We start from the raw sequence: 25,039 nt of genomic DNA, 5'->3' as shown, positions 1-25,039 counted from the left end.
TTTATTTTATCAGTCAAATCGGGATGGATCTCACCGCAGAGTGAAAAGCGACCGGAGGAACTTGTCTCCGGTCGCTTTTTGGTTTATCGATACGTTTCCCCGCCGCCCCAAAGCTCGCGGCCGCCAGTATGGCCTGTTTCGTGATGTGTTTCCTGCTCAACCACCTGCCCAGCCTGCGCCTTTCCCCGTTATCCGACCAATTCCCATATGTATATACTCCCTGTCTTTATCACTAAAATAATACCACATTTATCCTTATCGAAGTAGATTATCAGGACAGAAATAAAAGTCCCTTTCAGCTATTCATTTGGAAATCAGCTTTGAATTGACGCAAAAAAATCCCGCTGCCTCAAAGCAGCGGGACGATTTTAGCCTTCAAATGTATCGTTAACGCTTATCAAATGCGGTGTTTCATTTACTGAGACAACCCACAGCTTTTCTCCGTTCCACGACAGTTTCGTAATAGACGTGTTATCAATTTTCCCAATTCCGGTGCCGCTTTCGCCATTGGACAGCTTATGAATAAGCGCGTTTACTGCACCACCGTGCGTCACGATCAGCACTGGAGCCCCATTCGTTTCTTCGGCAATTGAGGTCAGCACCTTCACCATCCGCTCCTGCATGTCTTCAATCGATTCCATCCCGTGCGTCATCGGCTCCCCAAGATTATTCGCGTAATCCGGCACCGTTTTCACAATATCCGTCAGCAGCTGTCCCTGCAGCTCGCCGTAAAACCGTTCCCGAAGCAGCCGGCTCGCTGTAATGGATTCAACATTCATTTTGGCGCAGGCAAGCTTGGCGGTTTGAAACGCCCGGTCCAGGTCACTCGAAAACACGTAGTCAAACACAATGCCGTCGCGGTCAAAATAATCCCCCAAAAGCGCCGCCTGCTCCCGGCCTTCTTTACTGAGTCCAATGTCCATCTGCCCTTGCAGCCGTCCAAGCGCATTCCATTCTGATTCGCCGTGGCGAACAACATACATCATGTGATCAAATCCTTTTTCTTACAAGCATATCATACGTCCGGCTTTTTCATCAGACGGCCCTGTATCCGCCGCAAACACTTCCCGTCCGCGAACGTAGGTAGCCTTGACGGAAGCCGGGAACGTTTCGTTCATATATACACTGACGGGGTGCTTTGCCCAAAAGTTCGACGGCGTCACCGTATGGCTTTGCCCGATCGACACCAATGCAAAATCCGCATCCATTCCCGGTGCAATCTGTCCTTTTTTATGCCCAAGGCCGAAACGCTCCGCCGGCTTTTCCGCTGTCCATTTCGCGACTTGCGCCAGCGGCACGTTCTCTTCCTTCGCATACCGGATCGCCGCCAGCAGCGTCAGACCGCCCCCACTGATGCCACCCCATGCATCCAGCACATTCCCATTCTCCATTTGCTTCAGCTCAGGTGTGCAGGGCGAATGATCCGACGTTAAAAAATCTATCCGGTCTGCGTTCATTTCTGCCCGAAGCTTTAGCTGATCCGTCTTGTTACGAAGCGGTGGTGCACATTTGGCAACCGCTCCTTTTTCTTTTAGCGTATCATGCGTGAGGAGTAAATAGTGCGGACACGTTTCAAGGGTCACATTCATGCCGGATGCCCGCGCGCTCTGGATGACTGCCACCGCTTCTGCACTGCTAATATGAACAAAATGAAGCGGGCAGCCGGTTAAGGACGCATAATACAGCGCCCGCTCCACCGCCTCTACCTCCGCTGAAATCGGACGCGTGGCCAAATAATCATCGGCACCGACAAGCCCCTCTCTGCGCTTTTGCTCCGTTAAAAACGACGTCACCGGACCGCTTTCCGCGTGAAGCGCCAGCACCTTGCCAAGCTCCGCAATCCGCTTCATGCCTTCCAGCAGATCCACATCCCCCACCGCTTCAAAATCATCATTACCCGTTGGCGACATAAAGGCTTTAAACGCCATCGCGCCGGCATCTGCCAGCCCCTTCAGCTCATTCAGATTACCGGGAACGAGCCCGCCCCAGAGCGCAAAATCGACGACCGACTTTTCCTCGCCAACGTTCGCTTTTTGCCGAAGCGCGGCTGCATCAACGGTTGACGGAATGCCATTCAGCGGCATATCCGCAAACGTTGTGATACCGCCGGCTGCCAGCATTCTTGAACCAGTTCGGAATCCTTCCCACTCCGACCGGCCCGGATCGCTGAAATGAACGTGGATATCGACAGCACCCGGGAAAATGTGCAGACCGGACGCATCGATTTCTTTTTCCAATGCGCCGGAAATCGATGAGGCTACCTCCTCCACTACACCTTTCCGGACAGCCACATCCGCTTTTCGCTCTCCACTAGCTGTTACGATCGTTCCATTTCGAATGATGACATCATACATAGCTCCCTGCCCCCATCTTTTGCTTTTTCATAAGTGTATCCTTTCTTTTCAATGATTTATTTTTTCATGCAAGAAAATCTCACAATCAATTCTGAAATAAGGATGGTATAATACAAAAAGAGCGGAGGTGAAAACATGAGCGAAGCATTGCTGGAGAAAATTTTAACCGAAGTAACAGGCATTAGACACGATATAGTTGAATTAAGATCAGATGTAGCCACGTTGAAAACAGATATAGCTGAATTAAAATCGGATGTAGCCACACTAAAAACAGATGTAGCTGAGTTGAAATCAGATGTAACCATGCTAAAAACAGATGTAACTGAATTGAAATCAGATGTAACCATGCTAAAAACAGATGTAACTGAATTGAAATCAGATGTAACCATGCTAAAAACAGATGTAACTGAATTGAAGAGTGATATGAAATTCGTAAAAACAGAGTTATCGATTTTAAAATCAGATTTGGACACCGCCAACTACAGGCTTGAGCGCATCGAAAACGTACAAGCCGAAATGAAAAAAAGCATGCTAGACCAAAAAGAAATCATTAGCATCTTATCCGCACGTTCCATCGAGCACGAAGCCGCATTAAAACGCATCAACTAACCTTCCTCTTCCTCATAAGCAAAGCCCGAGCACATGGCCCGGGCTTTTTTCTTTATTCCTCACTTTCCTACTCGATTAAGCACTTTTCGGCATCGGCTTTCGTGGATGCTGCTGCTTCCACTCTGCCCATTTTTTCGCCAGTACCGGCACAAGGTACCGGTCGCCGCCGTAATACATCGCGCCTTTTGCCGCAAACAGCAGAACAACCGCGGCGAGAAGCAGTGTCGGATTTGTACTGATCGTACCCGCCCAAAGGAAGTTCAAGTTCATGAATGCGCCGGCGATTAAAGCAGGAACTGTCAACACGCCCGCGATCAAGGCAATGCCGACGAGCAGTTCGCCCCACGGAATCAATACGTTAATCACCTGCACGTTCGGGAGTGCCGCGTTTTCCAAAAAGCCCGCGTACCAGCTGCTGACCGCCGGCATATCACCCGTTGATTTCTCAATCGCTCCGTATAAAAAGCCCGATGCATCAAATCCGTCCACGACCTTATGCCAGCCTGCCTGAATCCATTGCACCCCGAGCCACACCCGAAGCACTGTCCACAACGCCGCCATCCATTTGCTGTTCATTCCAACCACTCCTTTGATTTTCGTGAACCACTTCACGTCAAAGCCATTGCCGTTTCTGTTTTGTGAAATAATTCACATTTAATTTATACTCTTATCATACGCCATCCTTCTGAAATGATCTACACTTTGCTCAATATTTCACAAATACTTCGTAATTGGAAAACTCCCCATTTCTCGGCTTAACGATCCATGAAAAGGGAAAGACATGAAGGAGAAAGAAAGGATGATTACGGCCAATGAAATGTACCACCATTGACATTATTTTTACCGCAAAATGACAAAGATTGTACCAGTGAATGACAGGTTTTTTACCAATTTGCCTTCTGTATAATGATTGAGCATACCTTCAGGTATGCCAATATTATGCAGGAGGTTTTTTTGTATGATTCGCTATCGAAAGATTTTGGAATTACAGGATGAGGGGATCAGTCTGAGAGGCATTGCCGCCAGCACAGGCCACTCTCGTCAAAAAGTAACGGAGGTCATCGGCCTGGCAGAAAGGAAAGGGCTGGTCTGTCCGTTGGGAGAAGAAATGACAGATCAATGGATTGAGGACTTTCTCTTTCCGGAGAGAACGCTGGAGGCCTCTGGTCGTCAGCCATTGAATTTTGATTACATTCATGAGGAGCTGGCAAAGCCCAATGTGACGCTTTCTCTCCTTCATCATGAATATGAGGCGGAATGTCGGGCAAAGCAAAAAATCCCGTACTCTTATCGCAGTTTTTTGCGCCATTACAGCACGTATGCAGACAAATATAAAGCCACTTTGCGTATCCGCAGAAAACCAGGCGAAATCTTGGAAGTGGACTGGGCGGGTACCACTGCCTTCATCATTGATAGAGATACTGGCGAGAAAGTAAAGGCATATGTCTTCGTTGCAACACTGCCGTGCAGTCAATTCTCGTATGCAGAAGCGTCTTTATCAATGGATTCTCATTCGTGGATTACAGCCCACAATCACGCTTATGAGTATTTTGGCGGCTCTACCCAGATTGTTGTGCCGGACAATCTGAAAACGAGCGTGACTAAGCATACTACACGAGAATTAATCTTAAATCCAACGTACAGAGAAATGGCAGACTACTACAACACGGTGGTGATGCCTGCGAGGGTTCGCACTCCAAAAGACAAGGCAAGTGTGGAAGGTTCCGTTGGTGTGATTTCTACATGGATTATCGCGGCATTGAGAAATACACATTGCTTCAGTATCGATGAATTGAATAAGGAAGTGTGGCAGAAGTTAGATGAATTCAATAACCGCCCTTTCACCCGAAAAAAAGGGTGCCGTTTCTCAGCATTTGAAGAAGAGGAGAAATTTGCGCTTTCTCCTCTTCCAGGCGCACCTTACAAAATGTCTGAATGGAAAACGGCAAAAGTACGGCCTGACTATCACCTTTCTGTCGAAAGCATGTTTTATTCTGTTCCCTACGAATACATCAATCGACAAGTCGAGGTGAAACTGTCAGAGAACCTCGTCGAACTCTTTTTTAACCATATGAGAATCGCTTCTCACAAACGATTATATGGGAAGTTTGGACAGTTCTCCACTATCCGTGACCATATGCCAGACAATCATAAACTATTTGTAGACCAAACGCCAGAAGCTGCGATTGAATGGGCTGAAGGGATTGGTTCATTCACGTTGAACGTCGTTCAATATCTTCTTGGCACTTCACAGACAGAAAAACAGGCGCTTCAGTCCATCTTTTCATTGAAAAAAGCCGAGCGCCAATACACAAAATATGAAATTGAACGTGCGTGTAAAATGATTGTTTCCATGACGAAAAGACCGACGGTCAAAAGCATTCAAACGATGTTGAAGAACAACAAAAAGAATGATGCCCAGCAGGAACTGAAACGCAAAACAGACAGCAGCACAAACGAGTACGGCTTCACACGCGGAGCTTCTTATTATGGGGGAACGGATAAATGAGGAATGAACATACATTGACGAAACTGCACGAAATGAAATTGAGTGGTATGGCGGAAGCCTATAAGGAGCAAGCATTAAACAAGGAATTTCAGAAGATGAGTTTCGAAGACCGTTTCAATTTACTCGTCGATTTAGAACATTCCCGCCGTAAGAGCAATAAGCTTCAGCGCTTGATCAAACAAGCTGCTTTTTTGAATTCCAATGCATGTATTGAAGACATGGAATACCATGAAGACCGCAGGCTGGATAAAGGCTTGATTTTAAAATTGGCTAGCGGCACCTATATCCAGGACAGCCACAATATCATTTTAAAAGGACCCACTGGTTCAGGAAAATCATTCTTGGCTACAGCCTTCGGTGTATCTGCCTGCCGCCAGTTTTATCAGGTCAAATACATTCGCCTGCCTGAACTGATTGATGAACTGATGCTTGCGAAATTGGCTGCAGACGGAAGCTATCGGAAATCCATCAAGAAATACACGAAAGTGGAGCTGCTCATACTGGACGAGTGGCTGCTCACTGATTTATCAACAGATGAAGCAGCCATTCTGTTGGAAATCACAGAAGCCCGCCATAAAATTGCGTCCACTATTTTCTGCTCACAGATTGATCCTAGTGGATGGCATGTGAAATTAGGAAATGAAACGATTGCGGAAGCGATCTTAGACCGCATTATCCATGATTCCTATCAAATTTTAATAGACGGAGATATTTCCATGCGCGAGCGTCATGGATTAGGCGGAGAAGCAAGATAAAATGGCCATTCTGACAAGAAAGCGCCTGCAGGAAATCGAAGATTACTATTACTGGACCGGCTACAAATCCTGGCACCCATTCCCTAAAGAACTGAAGGTAAAGCTTTTGGATGTCTATGGAAAGGAACCCTCTCCTTATAGCTGGACTGATCAGGATATTGACGAAGGATCCAGAAAAATGATTACCGATTACTTCGATACAAAACCGACCTAACTAGCTGAGACAAGAAGCCCTGCAGATCTATCTGTTGATCTGCAGGGCTTCTTTATCAAGTGGTAAATACACTGGCATTGTGTGGTACATTCCTTGGCATACGCTGGTAAAAAACATGGCAAGGGTGGTACATTTCGTTGGCTGTACTCAAAGGAGATCCAATGGACACGATTTTCTTCACCTTATTCGCTTTTGCTTACCTTGTTCTATTTATTTTTTGCGGTTCGTCTTTTTAAAAATAAGCGCACGGGCTCTGTTCTTTTTTTGCTGCCGGTGATCGCTGGACTTGTCTATGATAACGGCATTCTTGCAGCCGGTCGCTTCATCGGGGAAGGCCCCATCCTGGAATCACTCAACTACGCACGCTTTTGGATTCATGCCTTCCTCACGCCGCTCCTTGTCCTATTTGCCTGGAAAACGCTGCAGCAAGCGGGGGTTCAATGGGCACAAAAAACGTGGGCCCGCATCACTGCCTTTCTTTTGACGACTTCTCTTATTGGGCTGGAGCTTTTCACAGAAGTGTTTGGGCTTGTTATTCAGCCGGAGCAGTCATACGGCGTGCTCAGCTACGGCAAAGTAGAATCCGCCAGCGGTCCACCTGTTATGGTGCTAATCGTTTCGGTTGTTTTGCTTGGGGCATCTATTCTGATCTGGCGAAAGCAAGGCTGGCTCTGGTTTTTTGTTGGATCGTTTGTGATGATTGTGGGAAGTGCGGTTCAGCTGCCAGTCAAAAGCGGTGCGGTCACGAATTTGTTTGAGCTGGTACCGCTTTCTTCCCTTGTGGCGACCGCTCGATTCCAATCCACGTGGAAATAAAACAGGCCTGCACGATGGCGTACAGACTTGTTTCTTCATTCGGCTAGTGAAAGAATTTTGATGCCGTCTAAGTTGTGTTAAAACCTCACTTTCCAATACGAGCATTATCACTAGTCTCATAAATTTTTTCAAGTTCATTCTTCTTTAACAATCATCTGAATTCTCGTGTTTTCTTGAGACGTAGGATCTATTTCCTTCTATAATAATGCATGCTTTAAAGTATTCACTACTTGCTTCACATCACCCATCTCCATACCTGGGAATATAGGCAGCGTTAATGCTTGTTCGTACCACTTTTCCGCTTTCGGACAAATTTCTTTTTCGTAGCCCAACTTCTGATAATAAGGATGCCAGTAAACAGGAATATAATGAACATGAACTCCAATATTCATCTCGCGCATTGCGTTGAAAATTTGCTTACGTGGCTTTTTCACTATATTTCGATCCAACTGTATCATGTATAAATGCCAGCCAGATGCCGTATTTTCTAGCTGTTTTGGCAAAATAACGCCTGGGATATCCGCTAGCAGCTCATAATACAATGCCGCGATGTCACGACGGCGCTTTACAAATTGATCCAGCTTCTTCATTTGCGAAACACCTAGAGCAGCCTGAATATCAGTCATCCGATAATTGTAGCCAAGCTCTGTCATTTCGTAATACCACATGCCCTGTTCTTCAGCATGTGGGGTTTTGAAAATTCCATGGGAACGAAACGACAGCAGCTTTTTATAATACTCTTCAGAATTCGTTGTAATAATGCCGCCTTCTCCTGTCGTCACCGGCTTGACAGGATGAAAGCTGAATATCGTCATATCTGCAATAGCCCCAACTTTTCGTCCTTTATAGTCTGCTCCAAGCGAATGAGCACCATCTTCAATGACCACTAAACCATGTTCAGCAGCAATATTCATAATTGCATCAAGATCCACAGGCTGGCCCGTAAAGTCGACCGGCATAATTGCTTTTGTTTTCGGTGTGATTTTTTCGGGGATTTTTTCTGGATCGATGTTATATGTATGCTCGTCTATATCTGCAAATACAGGTTTTCCTCCACAATATAAAACTGCATTGGCGGTCGCCACAAAGGTGATAGGCGTTGTAATCACTTCGTCCCCCAGCGTGATTCCAGCTGCTTGACAGGCTCCGTGAAGTGCAGCAGTCCCGTTTGAAAAAGCTACCGCATATCGAGCTCCTACATAATCCGCAACCGAACGCTCAAATTCCTCTATTTTTGGTCCTTGAGTTAAAAAAGAAGAGCGGAGTGTTTCCACTACCGCTTCAACATCTTCTTCATCGATCGATTGTCTGCCATAAGACAAAAAATCATCTCTTTTTTTCATCACAGCAGCAGCTCCCAATCTAGCGGTGTTCCTTTTGCCGCGTCTTTCTTCACCGTTTTTCCAAGTACAAGTTCAAAATATTTCGGCTCAAGTCCGTGACCAGGTCTGATAATCCGAATATTTTCTTTTGTCAAAATATCGCCTGCTTTTACATCCTCTCCAATATAAAGTGAACGTCTGTGCTCAAGAGAAGGCTTTTCTGTGTCAGATGGACCATATTGAATACGACCAAGACTGCGCCATGCCCGGTCTGTTTCTTCCACCAGCAACCTTAACTCGTGCGGCTCTAATGAAAAAGTAGCATCCACACCGCCTTCAGCCCGAGAAATCGTAAAATGCTTCTCGATAACAGTAGCACCAAGTGCCACTGCTGCGACTGCTGTCCCTATCCCCATCGTATGATCTGAGAGCCCAACTTCGGTATTGAATACTTCTCGTAAATGAGGAATCGTTGTGATGTTCGAACGTTCCGGGGCTGCTGGGTATGTGCTCGTACACTTTAATAGCACGATCTGATTGTTTCCTTGTGAGCGTACAGCCCGGACTGCTTCATCAATCTCGGCAATTGTCGCCATACCGGTTGAAATAATAACCGGCTTTCCCGTAGCTGCCACCTTTTTAATTAACGGAATATCGATATTTTCAAACGACGCAATTTTATAAGCCGGTACATTGAGCATTTCTAAAAAGTCAACTGCTGTCTCATCAAATGGCGAGCTGAATGCGATCATCCCATGCTCCTGGCAACGTTCAAAAATGGCTTTATGCCATTCCCAGGGCGTGTAGGCTTCTTTATACAAGTTGTAAAGAGAATTCCCTTTCCACAAATTTGTGTCGCTTTCAATTAAAAACTCGCCTGTATGAATATCAAGCGTCATCGTATCTGGCGTATACGTCTGCAATTTCAACGCATCTGCTCCCGCCTCCGCAGCCAAATCTACAATCTTCAGCGCTCTTTTCAGCGACTGGTTATGATTCCCAGACATTTCCGCAATAATAAATGGCTTTTCTGTCCGGCCGATGTTTTTTCCACCAATGGTGATCATTTTTCCACCTCTGTTATATAATCAATCCAAGTATTAGCGCCATTTGGCTGCTCAGTCAGTTCTAGTCCCGACATGCTCAGTTGTTTAATTTCCTCTATTTTGTTTGGCAGTGATAAAATAATTTGTTCATACGTATATCCTGTTACCTGTTCATGCCAGCCAATGTTCCAAACAGCACCAAGCGAGGCAGCTGTTTGAGTAGCTTCACTTTGGTTTTCTGCGACGATTGTGCTTGAAGACGGCAAGCCAACATAACACCGCTCCCACGTAGCGCTCCCGCCTGCTCCAATTGAAAAATCAGCTCGCGCCATTAAAGATGCCATATATTCGATCTGGTAATGGTAATGAAAGCCTTGCTCCTCACATAACTGCTTAATATAGCTGCGATCTGGATTTCCAATGCCAACTACTACATCAATATGCGAAATACGATGTTCAATCCCTTGTAGTGCCTGAAGAACTTTCAACGTTTCGCCGCTCGGGTCACTGCCCCCCATAAAAATAAGCAGCCTGTTTACTTCACCTGTGCGCGGTGAAATTGTGGTTCGCTCCTTTGTAAACTCATCACGCACGATTAAATATTTCGGTCCAAGCAGCGTTACACAATGGTCAGGAACAAGATCAGCATACCGATTTTTAAAATTCGGCACAATATTTTGATCAATCAGCACATCGCAGTCATGAGGACGATTAGCCAAGTCATCAATGACCACTATTTTTTTTACAAAAGAACGAATCGATGTTTCTTGCCTTTGGTCCATTTGATAATGATCTACAATACATATATCGGCCGATTGCCACGTATTTGTAAGGGAAAAACCGTTTTCTTGAACTAACTCTATTAAATTGCCTGGCAGCTCTTTCATAAAAAAAGTGACGCGATGTCCTTTTTTTCGCAATGCTCTTGCGATTGTTAGGCACCGCATCACATGTCCGCTTCCTATCGTAACAGACGCGTCTGTGCGAATTAGTATTTCCATTTAGACCACCGACTTTTGTTCAATATGCGCATTTAACTTTGCCACTTCTGGGTGTTCAAGTAAGTATTTTATAACCTCTGAACTAGATACAAGCGGGTCTTTAAGATGCTCCGCTACTGCCTGGCAAAGAGCATAATCTTCTTCTGTATCTAACGTAATTCTTAATGAACCGTGCCTGCGGTTTTCTGGCACTTCATAAGTAGCACGGCTAAATTCATCTCGATGTTCATAAGCGTAATATGTGACATGCTCCCGGTGGCGCGATTCTTTTCCTTTTTGATGGATGGACAAAAGCACCTTGTATGAAATCAGCTCTACCGCAAGACCGCGCGGAAGTTCTCCTGCTTTATCTATAATATCTACGCGTTCCTTACCCATTAACGCTATAACTTCATCGGCCATTTCATAATCAACAAACGGGCAGTCTGACGTCACTCGCATTATATAATCCGGCTCATATGCTTTTGCACATTGCACATAACGGTCCAGTACATCGTCTTCAGATCCTCTAAAATAAGCGACATCCCGTTCTTTACACCAATTTTCCACCGCATCATCCTGCGGCAAAACAGATGTTGCCACGATTACCTCACTGACACCCTTAATTTTTTTACATCGATCCGTCACGTAGGTTAAAACATCCGAGCCACCCAGCGGTTTCAAAATTTTACCTGGCAGGCGAGAGGAACCCATGCGCGCCTGAATAATAGCAATTGTCTTCATTCCATCACGTCCGGTATATTTTTTTTGAATTTTACTCCTTGCTCTGCCCAGCGTTCTTTCGCCATTTCAAATACGTATATATCATGCCAACGATCATGTTTTAAAATATGCTTTTCAAAAAAACCAACTTCTCTCGCACCCTGCTTGGCATGCAACTTTCTAACCGATTCATTTTCAGCCATTACCTCGCCCATTAGCTTTTCAAGTCCTAGTGTTCCGAAAGCATAATTATACATATAAGCACCGAGAAAGCCAGCAATCATTGCATATTTGACATTCCCGATATAAAAGTTCCAATATCCTCTTTTATGTTTCCAGTCAATGTCCGTAATTGAAATATATCCGAGCAATTCTTCCCGATACGACATGATCCAATAGCGGCCATTGGAATCCTGACGAATGGCCTCAAGCCATTTCTTTTGCCCTTCCAAATCGTATGCAATATCCGTATACATATACTTCGTTACAAAATCGCTTGTTCGCCAATCCAAAATTTGCTGCAAATGTTCTTCTTCAATGTTTAGCCATTTCATCCAATCACCACAATCTCTCTCATAAAAGAACGCAGGAAATTTTGCCCATCCCATGTTCCACTAAATTCAAGTGCTTGCCCAACAGGTACAATCCGGTCAATCCCACGTGTGGAAATACAGTCAGCAAATGCAATCAGCTCCTGCTTTGAAAAACCGAAATAAGCAAGCGTTTGGTCTTTATCTGTCAGAATGCTAGCTGCTTCCTGCAGTTCAGAAGCCGAATATTCATAAAACAACCCGGCTCCGCAATGACGTTCACGGACATCAGCAGTAACTTGATCTACCCCGACGCGTGAATATTCATTTGTTCTGATAACGTGTGTGGCTTCCGGTTCTGACGCAAGCCACAAGCTGGTTGCGAATTTTTGAACCTGGGTTGCGGCCATCAATTCATATTCTTTCTGCTGGATCACTTTTTGCAAATCCGTCCAAAACTCATTTTGCGCTGCTTCTATTTCTTCTTTTTCCCCAATCCAAATCACCACACGTGGTGACGAACAAGCCATTTGGTCAAACCAAAATGAATCGTTATAAAATTGCTGAGAAAACCGGCTTTTTTCCTCACCTTGGGTACCCAAAACCGCTTTTGCATTCAAAACAGCCAGTGAAAAACGATCTGGAAACACCAATTCATTTGCCATCGGCGCCAATGAAATGCTTCGAACTTTCTTGACGGTCTCGTCTCCTCCCCATACGACGCGTGTATGGCAATATGCTGATAAATAAGCTGTAACAGCGTCATTATGGTCGTATGTGCACAGCACCGTTCTTTCAGCTACAGCAGAAAAAGCTGGATCCTGCAATAATTCAAGCACGGGTGAAAGCAATCTATTTGTCTGCGGCTGTTCTTTAGCAGATATACGAATAATATTGCGGTTTCCGGCTAAAAGAGAGAGCATCCACGAGTAAACAAAAATCGTGTCTACATTCGACGGGGCAATATGAAAAGCCGTTCCGCGTGCTTTTACTACCCGGTCAAGTGTGTCAGCTTGCCACGCTTCTTTCATTTCATGTATATGGGCTTTACGAAGCCAATAGCCAAGTGATACAAGTTCCGGCTCCTGACGGAATTTGATCAGGCGCTTCGACAATGCCTGTGTAAATGATAATACGTCTGGATGAAACGGCGGCAATACAGGCCGCTGCCTGAGCTTTTCAAGTTCTTCTTTCCACCCAATCGTTTTAGGCCAAAACAGCTTCATAACTCTATCTTCCTTTCCGGTCAAATGCGAATGTATCACTGCATCCGCGCAACTCTGCTTTAGGAATACGGCCGGATACGCTAAAATACTTTCCTTTCCACCCGCATAAACAATCATCTTCCCCTAAGATCGTGCCTAAATCTTCTGTTAATAAACTGTGGCCTGGATAACTTTTCGGCAGTTCACTCATGACTTGAATCAATCCTTGCTGTCCTTGTGGAAGCGGCTGAAAGGTAATCGGGTCACGGATCATAATGTCCGCATAACTTGGCGTGTGCAAATGTCCATAAGAACATTCCACAAAAATAGATCCAACCTGCTCTACCATTCCATAATAATTGTGTACACGTCTAATGCCCAGCTGTCGATGAAGTTCTTCTTTAAATGTATCGGCGCTTACGGCTTCGTCCTGAAGTTTCTTCCACCCGCCGCCATGAATAAGAACACTGTCACCAAAATCAAATGTTTGTCCACTTTTTACCGCTTCTTGATAAACATACTTCCAAACCATGAATGTAAAACCAAAAAGCAAAATTTTGCTGCCAGTATGTTGGGCTAAAAATTGCTCAATCCCCTGCCAATCTATTGTCATATCATCATTCAAGGCATAAAAATGCTTTCGGCCAAAAGTAGAAAAACCTAATATTCCCGCTCCCCTCGCACTGAATGAACGCCTGTCTTTTAAAACGGATTTTGTATCTAAAATGATCATCGGCATCCGTTTTGCGCCTAATATCGGCTTCATCACATCCACTAGCACTTTTGTCTGGGCAGCAGCTGTTTCTTTATCCAAATAAATTTTAGAGACTTGCTGTCCTGTAGTTCCGCTTGATGTCAGAACTTTTACCACTTTTTCCGATTCAACAGATTTCAGCTCCATCAGCTTAAATAATTGAACCGGCAAGTAAGGAATATCTTCAAGTAAAGAAGGCTGATTAAAACCACCACTTTTGTCGATCATTGCCCGGTATGGTGCACTATTTTCCATATGGTAGTCGGTTAGTTCCGTTAAGCTTTTAAGCAGCTTTTCTTGTTTTTCTTGTTTCGTTAAATGATAGGGCTGAATCATTGGAATCCGTCCTTTATAGCCATGTAATCGGTTTTTCCATTAGACATTCGTGGAATAGAATCAACCGTATGGATACGATAAGCAGATTTATGCAGCTTATATGTGTCTTCTATATAGTGTTTAACCATGTTATTTACTTTTTCCAGCTCTGTTTCTATTACAATAATCATTTTATCATCTGTCCCGCTGCAGGCAACAGGCAAATGGATTTCCTGCTCAAGTCGTTTTTCCACTTCATCTAAATTGATTCGAAGTCCAAACAATTTAACAAACCGCTTTGTCCGGCCCGTAATCGTATAAAAACCGCCAGCATCCTTTTCAGCCGTATCACCGGTGTAAAGAACTCCATTTAGCTCATCACCTTTTGCCAGATCTTCTATACATTCTGCATACCCCATCATCACGTTCGGTCCTTTGTAAAGAAGTTCATTTGTTTCCCGATCAATCGCCAGTTCACCGCCTGGAATGGGGATGCCAATCGTTCCTGCTTTTTCGATGACTTTTTCGGCTGGAATATAAGCCATGCGCGGAGAAGCCTCTGTCTGCCCATACATCACATAAAAACGTTTTTTATGCTTTATCGCGTAATCTCCAAATTGTTTCACCAAGCGCTCATCAAGCCGCCCGCCCGCTTGGGTAAACTGGCGTAAATACGGCAGTTCCATTTTAAAAAATCCGATTCGTTGAAGCATTTGATAAGTGAAAGGAACGCCTGCGAATGAAGTCGCTCTCTGTTCCTGGAAAAATGCCCAAAATGATTTCGATATAATGCTTTCATTTGTTAATAAAACAGTGGCTCCTGCTTGTAGATGGCTATTCACAATAGATAAGCCATAGGAGTAAGACAATGGCAGGTTTGCCACCCCGCGCTCACTGCTGTCAATTTGCAGGTACTCGGCAATGGACTCAGCATTTGATTGGATATTTTGATAAGAAAGCCGGACAAATTTCCGGCTACCTGTTGTACCGGATGTACTTAGCAGCAAAGCCAAATTCGGATGAACAGCTGCCTGTATTTGGCTTTCTCTTTTCCACAATAGGCCGTCCTGTTGATCATACCCTGGAAAAGGTCCTTCTCCATACATCCAGCAGGGCTTATAGTTATGGATAATTTCCTTCAACAAATCTTCATTTAAATCATGATTCAACAACATAACCGCATGACCCGCTTGTAGAGCGGCAAGATAGGCAACCATGACATCATACCGGCTCTCGCATAAGATTAGGACGAACTGCTTTTCATCCGAGTGATAATTCTTTTTCCTTTCTTGGATCGCTTCGCTCAATTCCAGATATGTATACGTGTGTTCCTCTGTAACAACAGCAGGAGCAGCCGAAGACCTAACGTTCCAAAAATTCATTTTATCTCTCCCCTTCCTTATTCGGTCATAAAAAAAACATGGTTAAATAACCATGCCTCCGTCCACGCCAATTACTTGTCCTGTTACATAAGAAGACAAACCAGACAGTAAAAATAAAATAACATCAGCTACTTCATCTGCTCGTCCAAATCGGTTCATTTTTACAGATTTTAAAATGTCTTCTTTTTTCTCTGCTCTATAATGAGACGTTAAATCGGTCTCAATAAACCCAGGGGCCACTGCATTCACACGAATGCCTACTCCTGCCCACTCTTTGGAAGCGGAAAGTGTCGCGCCTATTACTGCCGCTTTACTCGCAGAATAAGCAGCGCTCCCTTCAATACCGCGGACGCCAATAATGGAACTTACATTTACAATCGAGCCGCTTTTCTGCTTCATCATTAACCGGGATGCGATTTGCATATGTTGAAGAACAGCAGTCACATTAATATCCAGCATTTCCTGCAAATCATCTGTTTTGAGCATGCCAAGCAGGCTTTCTTTCATAATACCCGCATTATTTACTAGGCCGTCTAAACGACCGAAAGCTCTCTTAATTGCTTGAAATGCCCGTTTCATCTCTGCCTGGTCACGCACATCATATAAAACAGAAAACGGTTCTAAACCGCCCTCAGAAATAATTTTTGACTTCGTTTCCTTAAGGCTTTCTTCTGAACGTCCGTGAATCACTAACTGTGCACCGGCAGCTGCTAAACAGGTAGCGATGGCTTGCCCGATTCCCCGCGAAGCACCGGTTACAAAAATAACTTTATTTTGAAGCAGCATCAAACCATTCCTTACTCGAACGTAATATCATACTTCGTCAAAATCTCTTTTGCTTTTGAAAATGAACTCATATCAAGAACATCATCGGTATCCAGCATAATATCAAATTGGTCATCGATTTCTGCTACCAATGCCATATGGGCTATAGAGTCCCACTCAGCAATAGAATTATAAGCAAGTTCGTCATTAATTATTTCCGGATCAATTTCTAATGCTTCTGAAAAGATTAATTTTAATTTTTGCTCGTTCAATTTTACCACACCTTTACACAATATAATTTTCTCTATGAATTAAAGATTTGCCTAAAATTCTTTCAGTTAATTTCAAATCTTCAATATTATAGTTACTTTCTAGTATTCTCTTGTTTTTTTGAGCATCTAAATAGTTCGACTGTATCCTAATACATTTTGCAATATGAGCATTACTTTTCTCAAAATCCGCATCTACTTTTGTATACAGTACGGCGAGATTATTAAGTAAAGCAGGATCTTGATGATTATACTCAGATGCTTTCTCAAAAGCATTTAAGCTCTTTTTTAAATCATTTTTGATATATAGAGCAACACCTAAATAAAAGTATAGCTCAAATAAGAGTGCACTCGATAGATCAATCTCTTCTTCTATTAGTTTAAGACTTCCCTGCAGGTAGTTTAAGCCCTCATTAACATTGCCTCTAAAAAGATTAAAAGTCCCCAGAGCCACTTCAATATTTATTAAGTCGAAGCCACGCTTTTGTAAATTCGAGTGAATCTTTTCACTAGCTATTCGATTAAGTGCTTTTTTCGTATTGCTATAAAGAGCAGCTTTATTATTGCTTACACTATTTGAATGGATACGATAGTTAAGAAGAGGTTCTCTTATCACACCGATGTCATAACCCGCTATAATATACTCTATGCTAAGTTCATAGTCATCTGCATATTCTAGAATATCTTTCTTATTTAAAATTCCCTTATCATTCTTAATTGCAATTGTTGCTCCTAAACAATAGTTTCTCTTCATTTGTTCAATGGCAAGATTATGAACGTCGATATAATTAGGGATACGATAAAATTCATTTGTTGGTTCAGAGATTTCATTTATGATTACAGCTTCAGATATAACCATTCCAATTTTCGAGTCTGATTCAAAAGTTTGCAAACATCTTCTAGCTCTATGAGAAAAAGAAACATCATCAGCAGCAGTAAATAAAATATATTTCCCTAGACATTGTTTTAAACTAGTTTTTAAAGCCTTAGCCGGACCTAAGTTAGAAGGATGGGAAAATATCTTGATTTTATTGCTAATCAAAGCATATTTTCTAGCTATTTCAAGAGAATTATCTGTACTTCCATCATCAACTAAAATTAGCTCGAATTCCTGAACAGAAGATTTCAATACACTTTTAATTGCTTCTTCCAAATATTTTTCGTTATTATAAAATGGCATAACAAAGGAAAATAACATTATTAATGAACCTTTCTTGAAAATGGTTTTCTTTATTATCTAAACCAGTCTCTTTTTATTAATCATCAAGTTAATAATCGTTTCCTTATTTCAATGTAAAGAAGATTAATAAAAATGTTCTTTATATTGAAATCCCTTATCATTTAACCATTCAAATATTTCATCATAAAAACTGCTGAAAATAATTATAAAGATATCCTCTTTCTGTTCTATCAGTAACTGCTCAATCGGATGTATCTTTTTACCGTCTAAATCCAAGTCATATTTAGTTGGATTGGAATCTACAAAATAGTGAATATCAAATGGAAATATTTCTTTGTGCTTCTGATAGTAACTCCCTGTACCCCAGCCTATAATTTTTCTTCCTTCTATTTCAGCTAATTTTGAGTAGTCACCTTCTGACAGAACTCTCTCAGTCCAATTTATTAATTTTATAAACTTTTTACGATGGTCTTCTTTTTCAAAAAAATTAGCTTCATCGTATTTTTCTAGCATTCTATTAAAAGTTGTTAGCATTACATTTGGGTTTAAACCAGTATTTTCTCCATGAATTCTATGAATTGCTAGAAGCTCATCAATATATTTAAACTTATATTTCTTAGAAAATCTTAAATAAAGATCCATATCTTCACAAGTTAGATTTTCATCATAAAAACCTAACTCATTAAAACAAGATTTTCTAAATAAAACTGTCCATGTGGACATATGTGGTAATATATCGTATAAATATTCATGAATATCACCTGACTTAAAAGAAACAATACTAGAAAAACGTTGTTCTTCTTTTAAATCTTTTTCCCCTATCTCGATTTTCTTTGAGTCTACATGATAACCATCGCCATAGGCTATGTCATAATTATGATTATTGCTTAAAAAATCCACAAGGTTTTCAACTGCGTTTGGCATTAATATATCATCCGATGCAAAAGTTTTAATATAATCTCCCTTTGACATCCTAATTCCTAAATTGAAATTTTTACTTATTCCTTCATTTTCCTTATTATAATACTCCACACGCTGGAAACGATTCTTCATTGGTTCCATAATAGAAAGAATTTTATTATGGGTACCATCCGTTGAGCCGTCGTTAAAAAGCAATAGTTCAATATTTTCATACGTTTGATTCATCATACTTTCTAAACATGGAATCACATATTTCTCATGATTATAGGCTGAAATTATTATTGAAACTAGCGGTTTTCTCATACATCATTATCCTTCATAACGATTTATTTGGTTAACTATATATTCAATCTCATCGCTTTTTAAAATGGGGCTGATTGGTATACTCAAAACTTCTGAGTGAATCATTTCCGTGTTATTCAAAACTAAATGTTGGTACTCTTGATATGCTTTTTGTTTATGTGGGGCAATTGGATAATGGATTAATGTGTTAATCCCTTTTAGCCGCAAGTAAGACTGAAAGTCATCTCTTTTGCGTGTTCGAATAACAAACAAATGCCATACATGTGATAATGAATCCTCATTTTTGATTTTTGGTAATGATATCAAGGAGTTGTTGATGTTTTCTAAATAGTAGTTAGCCACATCTCTTCTTTTTTGATTGTCATCATCTAAATATTTTAGTTTAATGCGTAAAACAGCAGCTTGAAGTTCATCAAGCCTAGAATTGACTCCTTTTACATCATTCACATACTTGACGTGTGATCCATAGTTTCTGTATGCTCTTAGCTTAACTGCAAGTTCATCATTATTTGTTGTGATCGCCCCTGCATCTCCTAAAGCCCCTAGATTTTTGCCTGGAAAAAAACTAAAGCCTGCTGCATCTCCTAAACTCCCTACCAGTTGTCCATAATACAAAGCTCCATGTGCTTGAGCGGCATCTTCAATTATCTTTAATCCATATTTCTTTGCAATCTCTTGAATGGGTTTCATATCGGCCGTTTGGCCATATAGATGAACAACCATAATTGCCTTCGTCTTTTCAGTAATACACGCTTCAATTAATGCAGGATTTATATTGTAATTTTCTATATCAGACTCAACCAAAACCGGCTTTAAATGATTAGAAGAAATAGACAATATTGTAGCGATATATGTATTAGCTGGAGCAATAATTTCTGATCCTTCTTCAAATTCCATTGCTTTTAAAATAAGCGTCAGTGCATCTAAGCCGTTTCCAACTGTAACGCAGTGCTGGACTCCACAATACTTAGCAAATTCATTTTCAAAAGCTTCTACTTCCTTACCGAGTACATACCAGCCGCTGTCCAATACCCTATTAATTGCTTCATTTATTTCTAAACGATAGCGTTCATTCATTTGGAAGAGGTCTAAAAAAGGAATTTCACGCCGCCCTATTTCCATAGATGAATTACTCCCCTCTTTTTAACCAGTGTGATAATATCTTTTCAAATGGTTTTGAATTGAAGTTTTCTTGCTCCAAAACAAAATCATTGTATTGCACACCTCTTATATCATGAAAACCATACTGGACAAATCCTAGTCTTTTATTAATAGATTCCATTTTCCCATTATCATATCGTGTTGAAGTAATAATTTTTTTTAGTTGAAGTTTCTCAAAAGCTACTTTAATAATCATAATTTCAGCTTCAAGAACGTATGGTTTACAGGAGGCTACTTTTTCGTCAATAACCAATCTACCCTTTTCACACTGTAAATGGGTGATTTCATACAATGAAGTACTTCCTATGATTTGTTTTGTTTCATTGCATTGAATAACCCAGTAAATATCATTTGTTTTTTCAATATACTCTCTTGTCCAGGCCATTTGTGTTTCAACTGTAGCTTCGAATCCCTGATGAAGATAATATCTTGCACGATCTGTATTACGTAATTTGACTATGTCTGCTGCATATTCGTTGCTATAAGGAATAAGTGTTATAAAAGACCCTCTTTGTATTAAATTTTTCAAAGAAGTTATGAGATTATGCATTATGTCTTACCTCTTTGACAAACTCATCGTAGTTTCTAATATAATCATTATCATTATAGTAATCACTAGCTAGAACTAACAGGATACAATCTTCTGAAAATTTATGCATCTCACGCCAATTCATTTTAGGGACATATATACCTTCTGAAGGATTGTCCAAAACAAAAGATTCCTTATATTCCCCATTATCAACTATTACTTCACATCTGCCTTTCAGACATATCATAACTTGTTCTAAGTTCTTATGGGCATGGAACCCACGAGGCAACAATTCATTTACATTATAAATATAGTAAACACGCCTAATAGTAAAAGGAATTTCACCTTTTTCTAAAGGCACTAATGAACCACGTTCATCGGATATTTCATTAAATTTCACTATTGTACTTTTAGAAGGATTTAATTCCATTTTTTCTCTCCTAGTAATTTATGCCCCGAAATTTATAAATAAAAGTGCCTGTTATTGATATACCAATCCACAGTTTTATCGAGTGCATCTTCAAATTTGGCTCTCGGCCGCCATTTCAACTCTCTTTGTATTTTAGAAGAATCTATAGCGTATCTTCGGTCATGACCTTGTCGATCATTTACGTATTCAATAAATTTAGTTTCATCATTTTTTTGGGTTTCAAAATTTGATAATTCATCATCCAATCGAGATAATAATTGCTTGATTAACGTAAAATTAGTCCACTCATTATTTCCACCTATATTATATATTTGTTTATTTTCAGAATGGTGTAAAATTAAATCAATCGCTTCACAATGATCATCAACATATAACCAATCTCTCACATTTCCGCCATCACCATAAAGAGGCACCTTTTCTCCTCTTAAAATATTTAATATAGCTTTAGGAATTAACTTTTCCGGAAATTGATAAGGACCGAAATTATTTGAACAGCGACTAATAGTAAAAGGGAGATTGTATGTATTACCATACGATTTACACAATAAATCTGCAGCACACTTAGAAGCAGAATAAGGCGAACTAGGGTCTACTGGAGTTTCTTCAGTAAAATAGCCATCATTCTCAAGGGAACCATAAACTTCATCAGTTGAAACTTGATGAAATCTTTTCACCCCATATTTTAAACATAGGTCCATCAGTACTTGAGTTCCATAAATATTACTTGTTAAAAATACTTTAGGATCTTGAATACTTCGATCAACATGTGTTTCAGCGGCAAAATTAACAACATAGTCCGGTCTATATTTTTTAAAAAGAAGATCCATGGATTCGTTATCAGTTATATCTACATGCTCAAAAAAGTAATTTACGCCATTTAAGTTTTCAGGAAGTATATTTAAATTTTGATTGTTGGCAGCATAGGTTAGTTTGTCAATGTTAACTATTTTTATTTTAGAACCATATTTATTAAACATATAATAAATAAAATTTGAGCCAATAAATCCCGAACCACCTGTTACAAAGTATTTCATTTAAAAAATCCCTTTCATTTTAGGTGTTTTCAATTAACTGATTTTTAACATTCATTAGAATATTATTTGCTTGTTGGTAGGATTCAAAAGTTCCCGCATCTGTCCAATTCCCCTGCAGGATGCTATATTCAAGCCTCTCTCTTTCAATATATATATTATTTACACTCGTAATTTCATACTCTCCACGATTCGAAGGATTTATCATTTTAATATAGTCAAAAACCTTAGAATCATACATATAGAAACCTATTACTGCGTATTCAGATTTAGGTTGAGACGGTTTTTCTTCTATATTAATGATTTTCTTTTCGTCAATTGCAGCAACCCCATACCGCTCAGGATCACCAACTTCTTTTAGAAGGACACGTGCCCCTTGTTTCTGTCTTTTAAAAAGTTCAACATGTGGCCTAATTGAAGTGTCAGCAATATTATCACCTAAAATGACCACTATTTTGTCGTTCCCAGCAAAATTTCTTGCTAACATTAATGCATCAGCTATTCCCAATGCATCATCTTGTACCTTATATGTAAATTGACAGCCCAGGCTTTTCCCACTTCCCAACAGATTGACCATAGCACCCATATGTTCAGTACTTGTAATGATTAAAATATTAGTTATTCCGCAAGAAATCAACTGTTTAACTGGATTGAAAATCATTGGCTCTTTTCCTACTGGAAGCAAATGTTTATTTGTAATCTTTGTTAAAGGATATAGGCGCGTTCCTTTTCCACCAGCTAATATTACACCTTTCAACCTAATGTCACTCCCTTTTAAATTAATTTCATCCTTACTTATATGATGTTTTTAAGTAACCAGCCTGCCTGATAGAAAACTCAGTTAAACAAGTTAGATGTATCTTTTTTGCAAATCATCTTTCATTCTATTTTATTTATCGGCCTTACCTCTTAGTTCTTTTACTTAATTACAAAATAAACTTTTTATCTTTTTCAGAAATATAAATTTAATTTAGTTCTCAATGTATAAAAATTGTCAGACTAAAATGTCCATAAGATACTCTTTATACTTTACAGATGATGAAATTTTATCTACAGCAAATACATTGCGATTTTCCGCTTCTGCTACAGACATGTAATGATAAAAAAAAGCAGGTATATTTTTTAATTTCACTAACCTTTTCAAAATTTCTTGTGAGGTATAGAAAGTTGCTAGCGGGTTTTTTGTAATCTGAGATTGTTCCTTATCTTTTTTGTAAATAAAGCAAGGTACGTAATGGTGTGTTAATTCGTAAAAAACAGTGGAGTTACTCATTATTGCGAAATCAATATTGTCAGCTATCTCTTGAAAAGTTGAATGCTCGGATATTACTTTAAAATTATTCGTTAAAAGAGATTGATATTGATTGATATCCGCTTCCTCAGGGTGAAATTTTATTAAACAATTTAAATGCATTTGTTCTGCTATAGACTTGCATAACTCTATTAAAAATTTATTTAATTCAAAATCAATAGTTAAAAACAATCCCATAGATTGCTGGTTACCGAAATTTCTTCTTTCATTCTTTAGCAACTGCATGTCATCAACAGTCATACAATATCTAGGATTCCCCAAAATTTTAATACTTTCTTCAGAAATACCCCAAGTTAAAAGCATGTTTTTGGAACTTTCTCCCCAAACAATCCGATTAGTGGAAGGATAATGACAATGGTAAATTCTATTCCACTGACTATCTAATTCGGTATTATATTCCAAATAGAAACCATGCTGAATTGTAAATGTTTTCAATCCTTTTCTTTTACTTAAAGTTGAAATAATATATTCTTCCCGATAATAATCAAATAGGAACAACGATGCCTTGAAATTTTCCTTGTTCATAAAATTTTCAAAAAAGTCGGTCGTCATCTTTGTAAGAATAACATGATGCCCCAGCCACTTTTTTTCCTCCTTTGATAGGGGAAAAGGCAATAAATCAATGATAGAACAAACCCTTTTATACCACGGGTCTTTTATTATATCTTCATCTAAGCATGTAAAGCCTATAACTTGTTGACCTTCTGCCGGACTGCCATGCAGTTTAATATAATCATCTTTATGATAAATCCTCGTTACATATTTATTATCTAATTCAGCAACCGCCGATTCCATTAATTTCGTCTGATCTAACCGGTTGTAGAGCAATGAACATGCAAGGAGCGGACCTGTTCCCTTTACCACAAACCGATAATCCGTTCCATGACCATACAATAAAACGCTTTTATTCGGCTCTTTTAAATAAGAACTTAAATGATGAAATTCAATTTTCATTACTTCATTAATAGGGATTCCTTTGTAAACTAAATTTTTAAATGCACTCATTAATTCATTGAAAATGAATTCTTGACTATTCATTTTGTTGTTTTCTATACTAATTAATCTCTGCTTTCTTTGATAACTTTTTTTGAACCATGTTAAAACACCTTCGCCATCCTTCTCAAGTAGACTATCTAGTTCTGATAATAATAAAAAATTTGAAAATCCTTTTCGCTCTAAATCTTTTTTTATATCTTGTTCATACGAACTGAATATAATAATAAACAGTTTGTCTGTATCCTCACTTATTAATGATTCAGGTTCTTTAACTTCATGAGCAAACGTTGTTGTTGTGCCCCACTTATCACTATTTCTATCTATGATATAAGAAATGAAATTAATATTTATATATTGCGAGAAAAACGACATCTTATCTAGATATGCTTTACTGGAACCCCATCCAATAACCTTAAATAGAGACAAATCTGGAAAGCTCAATTTCAAACGGTTCATATGATTGCTCCTTTGTTTATTGCATACAGTTAATTGTTTAAACTCGCGCTTATAATTCATTTTCTCTAATAGTTTTTTCCGTTCATAGAAATCGTAGATTGAATAGTGAATGGTCACTCTATTTCACATCTATAATTACAATTTTTTCATTTTTCTAGCATTTAGTTTTACA

At 40.0% G+C, this 25,039-nt stretch carries 26 protein-coding genes; 5 read left to right on the top strand and 21 right to left on the bottom strand.

Annotated elements, in window-relative coordinates; translation table 11 throughout:
- Window positions 1-368: 368 nt before the first annotated feature.
- Together BW952_RS05970 and allB are read right to left on the bottom strand one after the other, a co-directional pair.
- The gene (locus BW952_RS05970; RefSeq protein ID WP_045849694.1) at window positions 369-986 is read right to left on the bottom strand and encodes a histidine phosphatase family protein; all 618 of its coding nucleotides are present in this window, start codon (window positions 984-986) and stop codon (window positions 369-371) included.
- Window positions 987-1,004: 18 nt separating this feature from the next.
- The gene (gene allB / locus BW952_RS05965) at window positions 1,005-2,354 is read right to left on the bottom strand and encodes an allantoinase AllB (RefSeq protein WP_045849693.1); all 1,350 of its coding nucleotides are present in this window, start codon (window positions 2,352-2,354) and stop codon (window positions 1,005-1,007) included.
- Between the two features lie 135 nt (window positions 2,355-2,489).
- Here allB and BW952_RS05960 point away from each other — a divergent pair, with 135 nt between their 5' ends.
- Window positions 2,490-2,963 (top strand): hypothetical protein, encoded by a 474-nt coding sequence (locus BW952_RS05960; protein WP_076496221.1) that lies wholly within the window; start codon window positions 2,490-2,492, stop codon window positions 2,961-2,963.
- A gap of 75 nt (window positions 2,964-3,038) precedes the next feature.
- Here BW952_RS05960 and BW952_RS05955 read toward each other — a convergent pair whose 3' ends face one another.
- On the bottom strand, window positions 3,039-3,539 hold the full coding sequence (locus BW952_RS05955; RefSeq protein WP_045849692.1) for a DoxX family protein: 501 nt from the start codon (window positions 3,537-3,539) through the stop codon (window positions 3,039-3,041).
- A 382-nt stretch (window positions 3,540-3,921) separates the two neighbouring features.
- On the opposite strand from BW952_RS05955, the gene istA reads away from it, so the two are divergent.
- The 4 genes from istA (at window position 3,922) to BW952_RS05935 (ending at window position 7,257) form a co-directional block, all read left to right on the top strand.
- Complete coding sequence (gene istA / locus BW952_RS05950; RefSeq protein ID WP_045849691.1) at window positions 3,922-5,472, top strand: IS21 family transposase; 1,551 nt, start codon at window positions 3,922-3,924, stop codon at window positions 5,470-5,472.
- Window positions 5,469-6,227, top strand: a complete 759-nt coding sequence (gene istB / locus BW952_RS05945; RefSeq protein ID WP_045849690.1) for an IS21-like element helper ATPase IstB — start codon at window positions 5,469-5,471, stop codon at window positions 6,225-6,227. Before istA ends, istB begins: the two co-directional genes overlap by 4 nt.
- A 1-nt stretch (window position 6,228) precedes the next feature.
- Window positions 6,229-6,441 carry a hypothetical protein gene (locus tag BW952_RS05940; protein WP_045849689.1) on the top strand — a complete coding sequence of 71 codons (213 nt, stop codon included), beginning with the start codon at window positions 6,229-6,231 and terminating at the stop codon, window positions 6,439-6,441.
- 201 nt (window positions 6,442-6,642) lie between these two features.
- A complete protein-coding gene (locus BW952_RS05935; protein ID WP_231581288.1) occupies window positions 6,643-7,257 on the top strand; it encodes a hypothetical protein in 615 nt (204 codons plus the stop codon).
- A 197-nt stretch (window positions 7,258-7,454) separates the two neighbouring features.
- Here BW952_RS05935 and pseC read toward each other — a convergent pair whose 3' ends face one another.
- The 18 genes from pseC to BW952_RS05845 form a co-directional block, all read right to left on the bottom strand.
- The gene (gene pseC / locus BW952_RS05930; RefSeq protein WP_045849688.1) at window positions 7,455-8,600 is read right to left on the bottom strand and encodes a UDP-4-amino-4,6-dideoxy-N-acetyl-beta-L-altrosamine transaminase; all 1,146 of its coding nucleotides are present in this window, start codon (window positions 8,598-8,600) and stop codon (window positions 7,455-7,457) included.
- On the bottom strand, window positions 8,600-9,646 hold the full coding sequence (pseI, locus tag BW952_RS05925; RefSeq protein ID WP_045849687.1) for a pseudaminic acid synthase: 1,047 nt from the start codon (window positions 9,644-9,646) through the stop codon (window positions 8,600-8,602). The genes pseC and pseI overlap by 1 nt, the downstream gene beginning before the upstream one ends.
- Complete coding sequence (gene pseG / locus BW952_RS05920; RefSeq protein ID WP_045849686.1) at window positions 9,643-10,626, bottom strand: UDP-2,4-diacetamido-2,4,6-trideoxy-beta-L-altropyranose hydrolase; 984 nt, start codon at window positions 10,624-10,626, stop codon at window positions 9,643-9,645. Before pseG ends, pseI begins: the two co-directional genes overlap by 4 nt.
- Entirely contained in the window at window positions 10,627-11,349 is a 723-nt protein-coding gene (locus BW952_RS05915; protein WP_045849685.1) for a cytidylyltransferase domain-containing protein, read from the bottom strand.
- Window positions 11,346-11,882: a UDP-4-amino-4,6-dideoxy-N-acetyl-beta-L-altrosamine N-acetyltransferase gene (gene pseH / locus BW952_RS05910; RefSeq protein ID WP_045849684.1), complete on the bottom strand. Its 537-nt coding sequence runs from the start codon at window positions 11,880-11,882 to the stop codon at window positions 11,346-11,348. Before pseH ends, BW952_RS05915 begins: the two co-directional genes overlap by 4 nt.
- The gene (locus BW952_RS05905) at window positions 11,879-13,084 is read right to left on the bottom strand and encodes an acyl-CoA reductase (protein ID WP_045849683.1); all 1,206 of its coding nucleotides are present in this window, start codon (window positions 13,082-13,084) and stop codon (window positions 11,879-11,881) included. Before BW952_RS05905 ends, pseH begins: the two co-directional genes overlap by 4 nt.
- 4 nt (window positions 13,085-13,088) lie before the next feature.
- Entirely contained in the window at window positions 13,089-14,153 is a 1,065-nt protein-coding gene (locus BW952_RS05900; RefSeq protein WP_045849682.1) for a LuxE/PaaK family acyltransferase, read from the bottom strand.
- Window positions 14,150-15,514 (bottom strand): AMP-binding protein, encoded by a 1,365-nt coding sequence (locus BW952_RS05895; RefSeq protein WP_045849681.1) that lies wholly within the window; start codon window positions 15,512-15,514, stop codon window positions 14,150-14,152. The genes BW952_RS05900 and BW952_RS05895 overlap by 4 nt, the downstream gene beginning before the upstream one ends.
- 42 nt (window positions 15,515-15,556) lie before the next feature.
- Entirely contained in the window at window positions 15,557-16,300 is a 744-nt protein-coding gene (locus BW952_RS05890; protein ID WP_052698373.1) for an SDR family NAD(P)-dependent oxidoreductase, read from the bottom strand.
- Window positions 16,301-16,311: 11 nt separating this feature from the next.
- On the bottom strand, window positions 16,312-16,560 hold the full coding sequence (locus BW952_RS05885; protein WP_231581293.1) for an acyl carrier protein: 249 nt from the start codon (window positions 16,558-16,560) through the stop codon (window positions 16,312-16,314).
- A 4-nt stretch (window positions 16,561-16,564) separates the two neighbouring features.
- Window positions 16,565-17,746, bottom strand: a complete 1,182-nt coding sequence (locus BW952_RS05880; RefSeq protein WP_045849678.1) for a glycosyltransferase family 2 protein — start codon at window positions 17,744-17,746, stop codon at window positions 16,565-16,567.
- Between the two features lie 105 nt (window positions 17,747-17,851).
- Complete coding sequence (locus tag BW952_RS05875; protein WP_045849677.1) at window positions 17,852-18,952, bottom strand: glycosyltransferase family 2 protein; 1,101 nt, start codon at window positions 18,950-18,952, stop codon at window positions 17,852-17,854.
- A gap of 6 nt (window positions 18,953-18,958) precedes the next feature.
- The gene (locus BW952_RS05870) at window positions 18,959-20,074 is read right to left on the bottom strand and encodes a DegT/DnrJ/EryC1/StrS family aminotransferase (RefSeq protein ID WP_045849676.1); all 1,116 of its coding nucleotides are present in this window, start codon (window positions 20,072-20,074) and stop codon (window positions 18,959-18,961) included.
- 7 nt (window positions 20,075-20,081) lie between these two features.
- Window positions 20,082-20,663: a GNAT family N-acetyltransferase gene (locus tag BW952_RS05865; RefSeq protein ID WP_045849675.1), complete on the bottom strand. Its 582-nt coding sequence runs from the start codon at window positions 20,661-20,663 to the stop codon at window positions 20,082-20,084.
- Entirely contained in the window at window positions 20,656-21,072 is a 417-nt protein-coding gene (locus tag BW952_RS05860; protein ID WP_045849674.1) for a sugar 3,4-ketoisomerase, read from the bottom strand. Before BW952_RS05860 ends, BW952_RS05865 begins: the two co-directional genes overlap by 8 nt.
- Window positions 21,073-21,104: 32 nt before the next feature.
- Window positions 21,105-22,106, bottom strand: a complete 1,002-nt coding sequence (rfbB, locus tag BW952_RS05855) for a dTDP-glucose 4,6-dehydratase (RefSeq protein ID WP_045849673.1) — start codon at window positions 22,104-22,106, stop codon at window positions 21,105-21,107.
- A 19-nt stretch (window positions 22,107-22,125) separates the two neighbouring features.
- Window positions 22,126-22,860 carry a sugar phosphate nucleotidyltransferase gene (locus BW952_RS05850; protein ID WP_045849672.1) on the bottom strand — a complete coding sequence of 245 codons (735 nt, stop codon included), beginning with the start codon at window positions 22,858-22,860 and terminating at the stop codon, window positions 22,126-22,128.
- A gap of 237 nt (window positions 22,861-23,097) precedes the next feature.
- Window positions 23,098-24,867, bottom strand: coding sequence for a hypothetical protein (locus tag BW952_RS05845; RefSeq protein ID WP_045849671.1), 1,770 nt, complete (start codon window positions 24,865-24,867; stop codon window positions 23,098-23,100).
- Window positions 24,868-25,039 lie beyond the last annotated feature (172 nt).

This window comes from Domibacillus enclensis (assembly GCF_900156125.1).
GTDB classification, from domain to species: domain Bacteria; phylum Bacillota; class Bacilli; order Bacillales; family Domibacillaceae; genus Domibacillus; species Domibacillus enclensis.
Note: the sequence above shows the minus strand (reverse complement) of the source record. Positions and strands in the feature narration are given on the sequence as shown.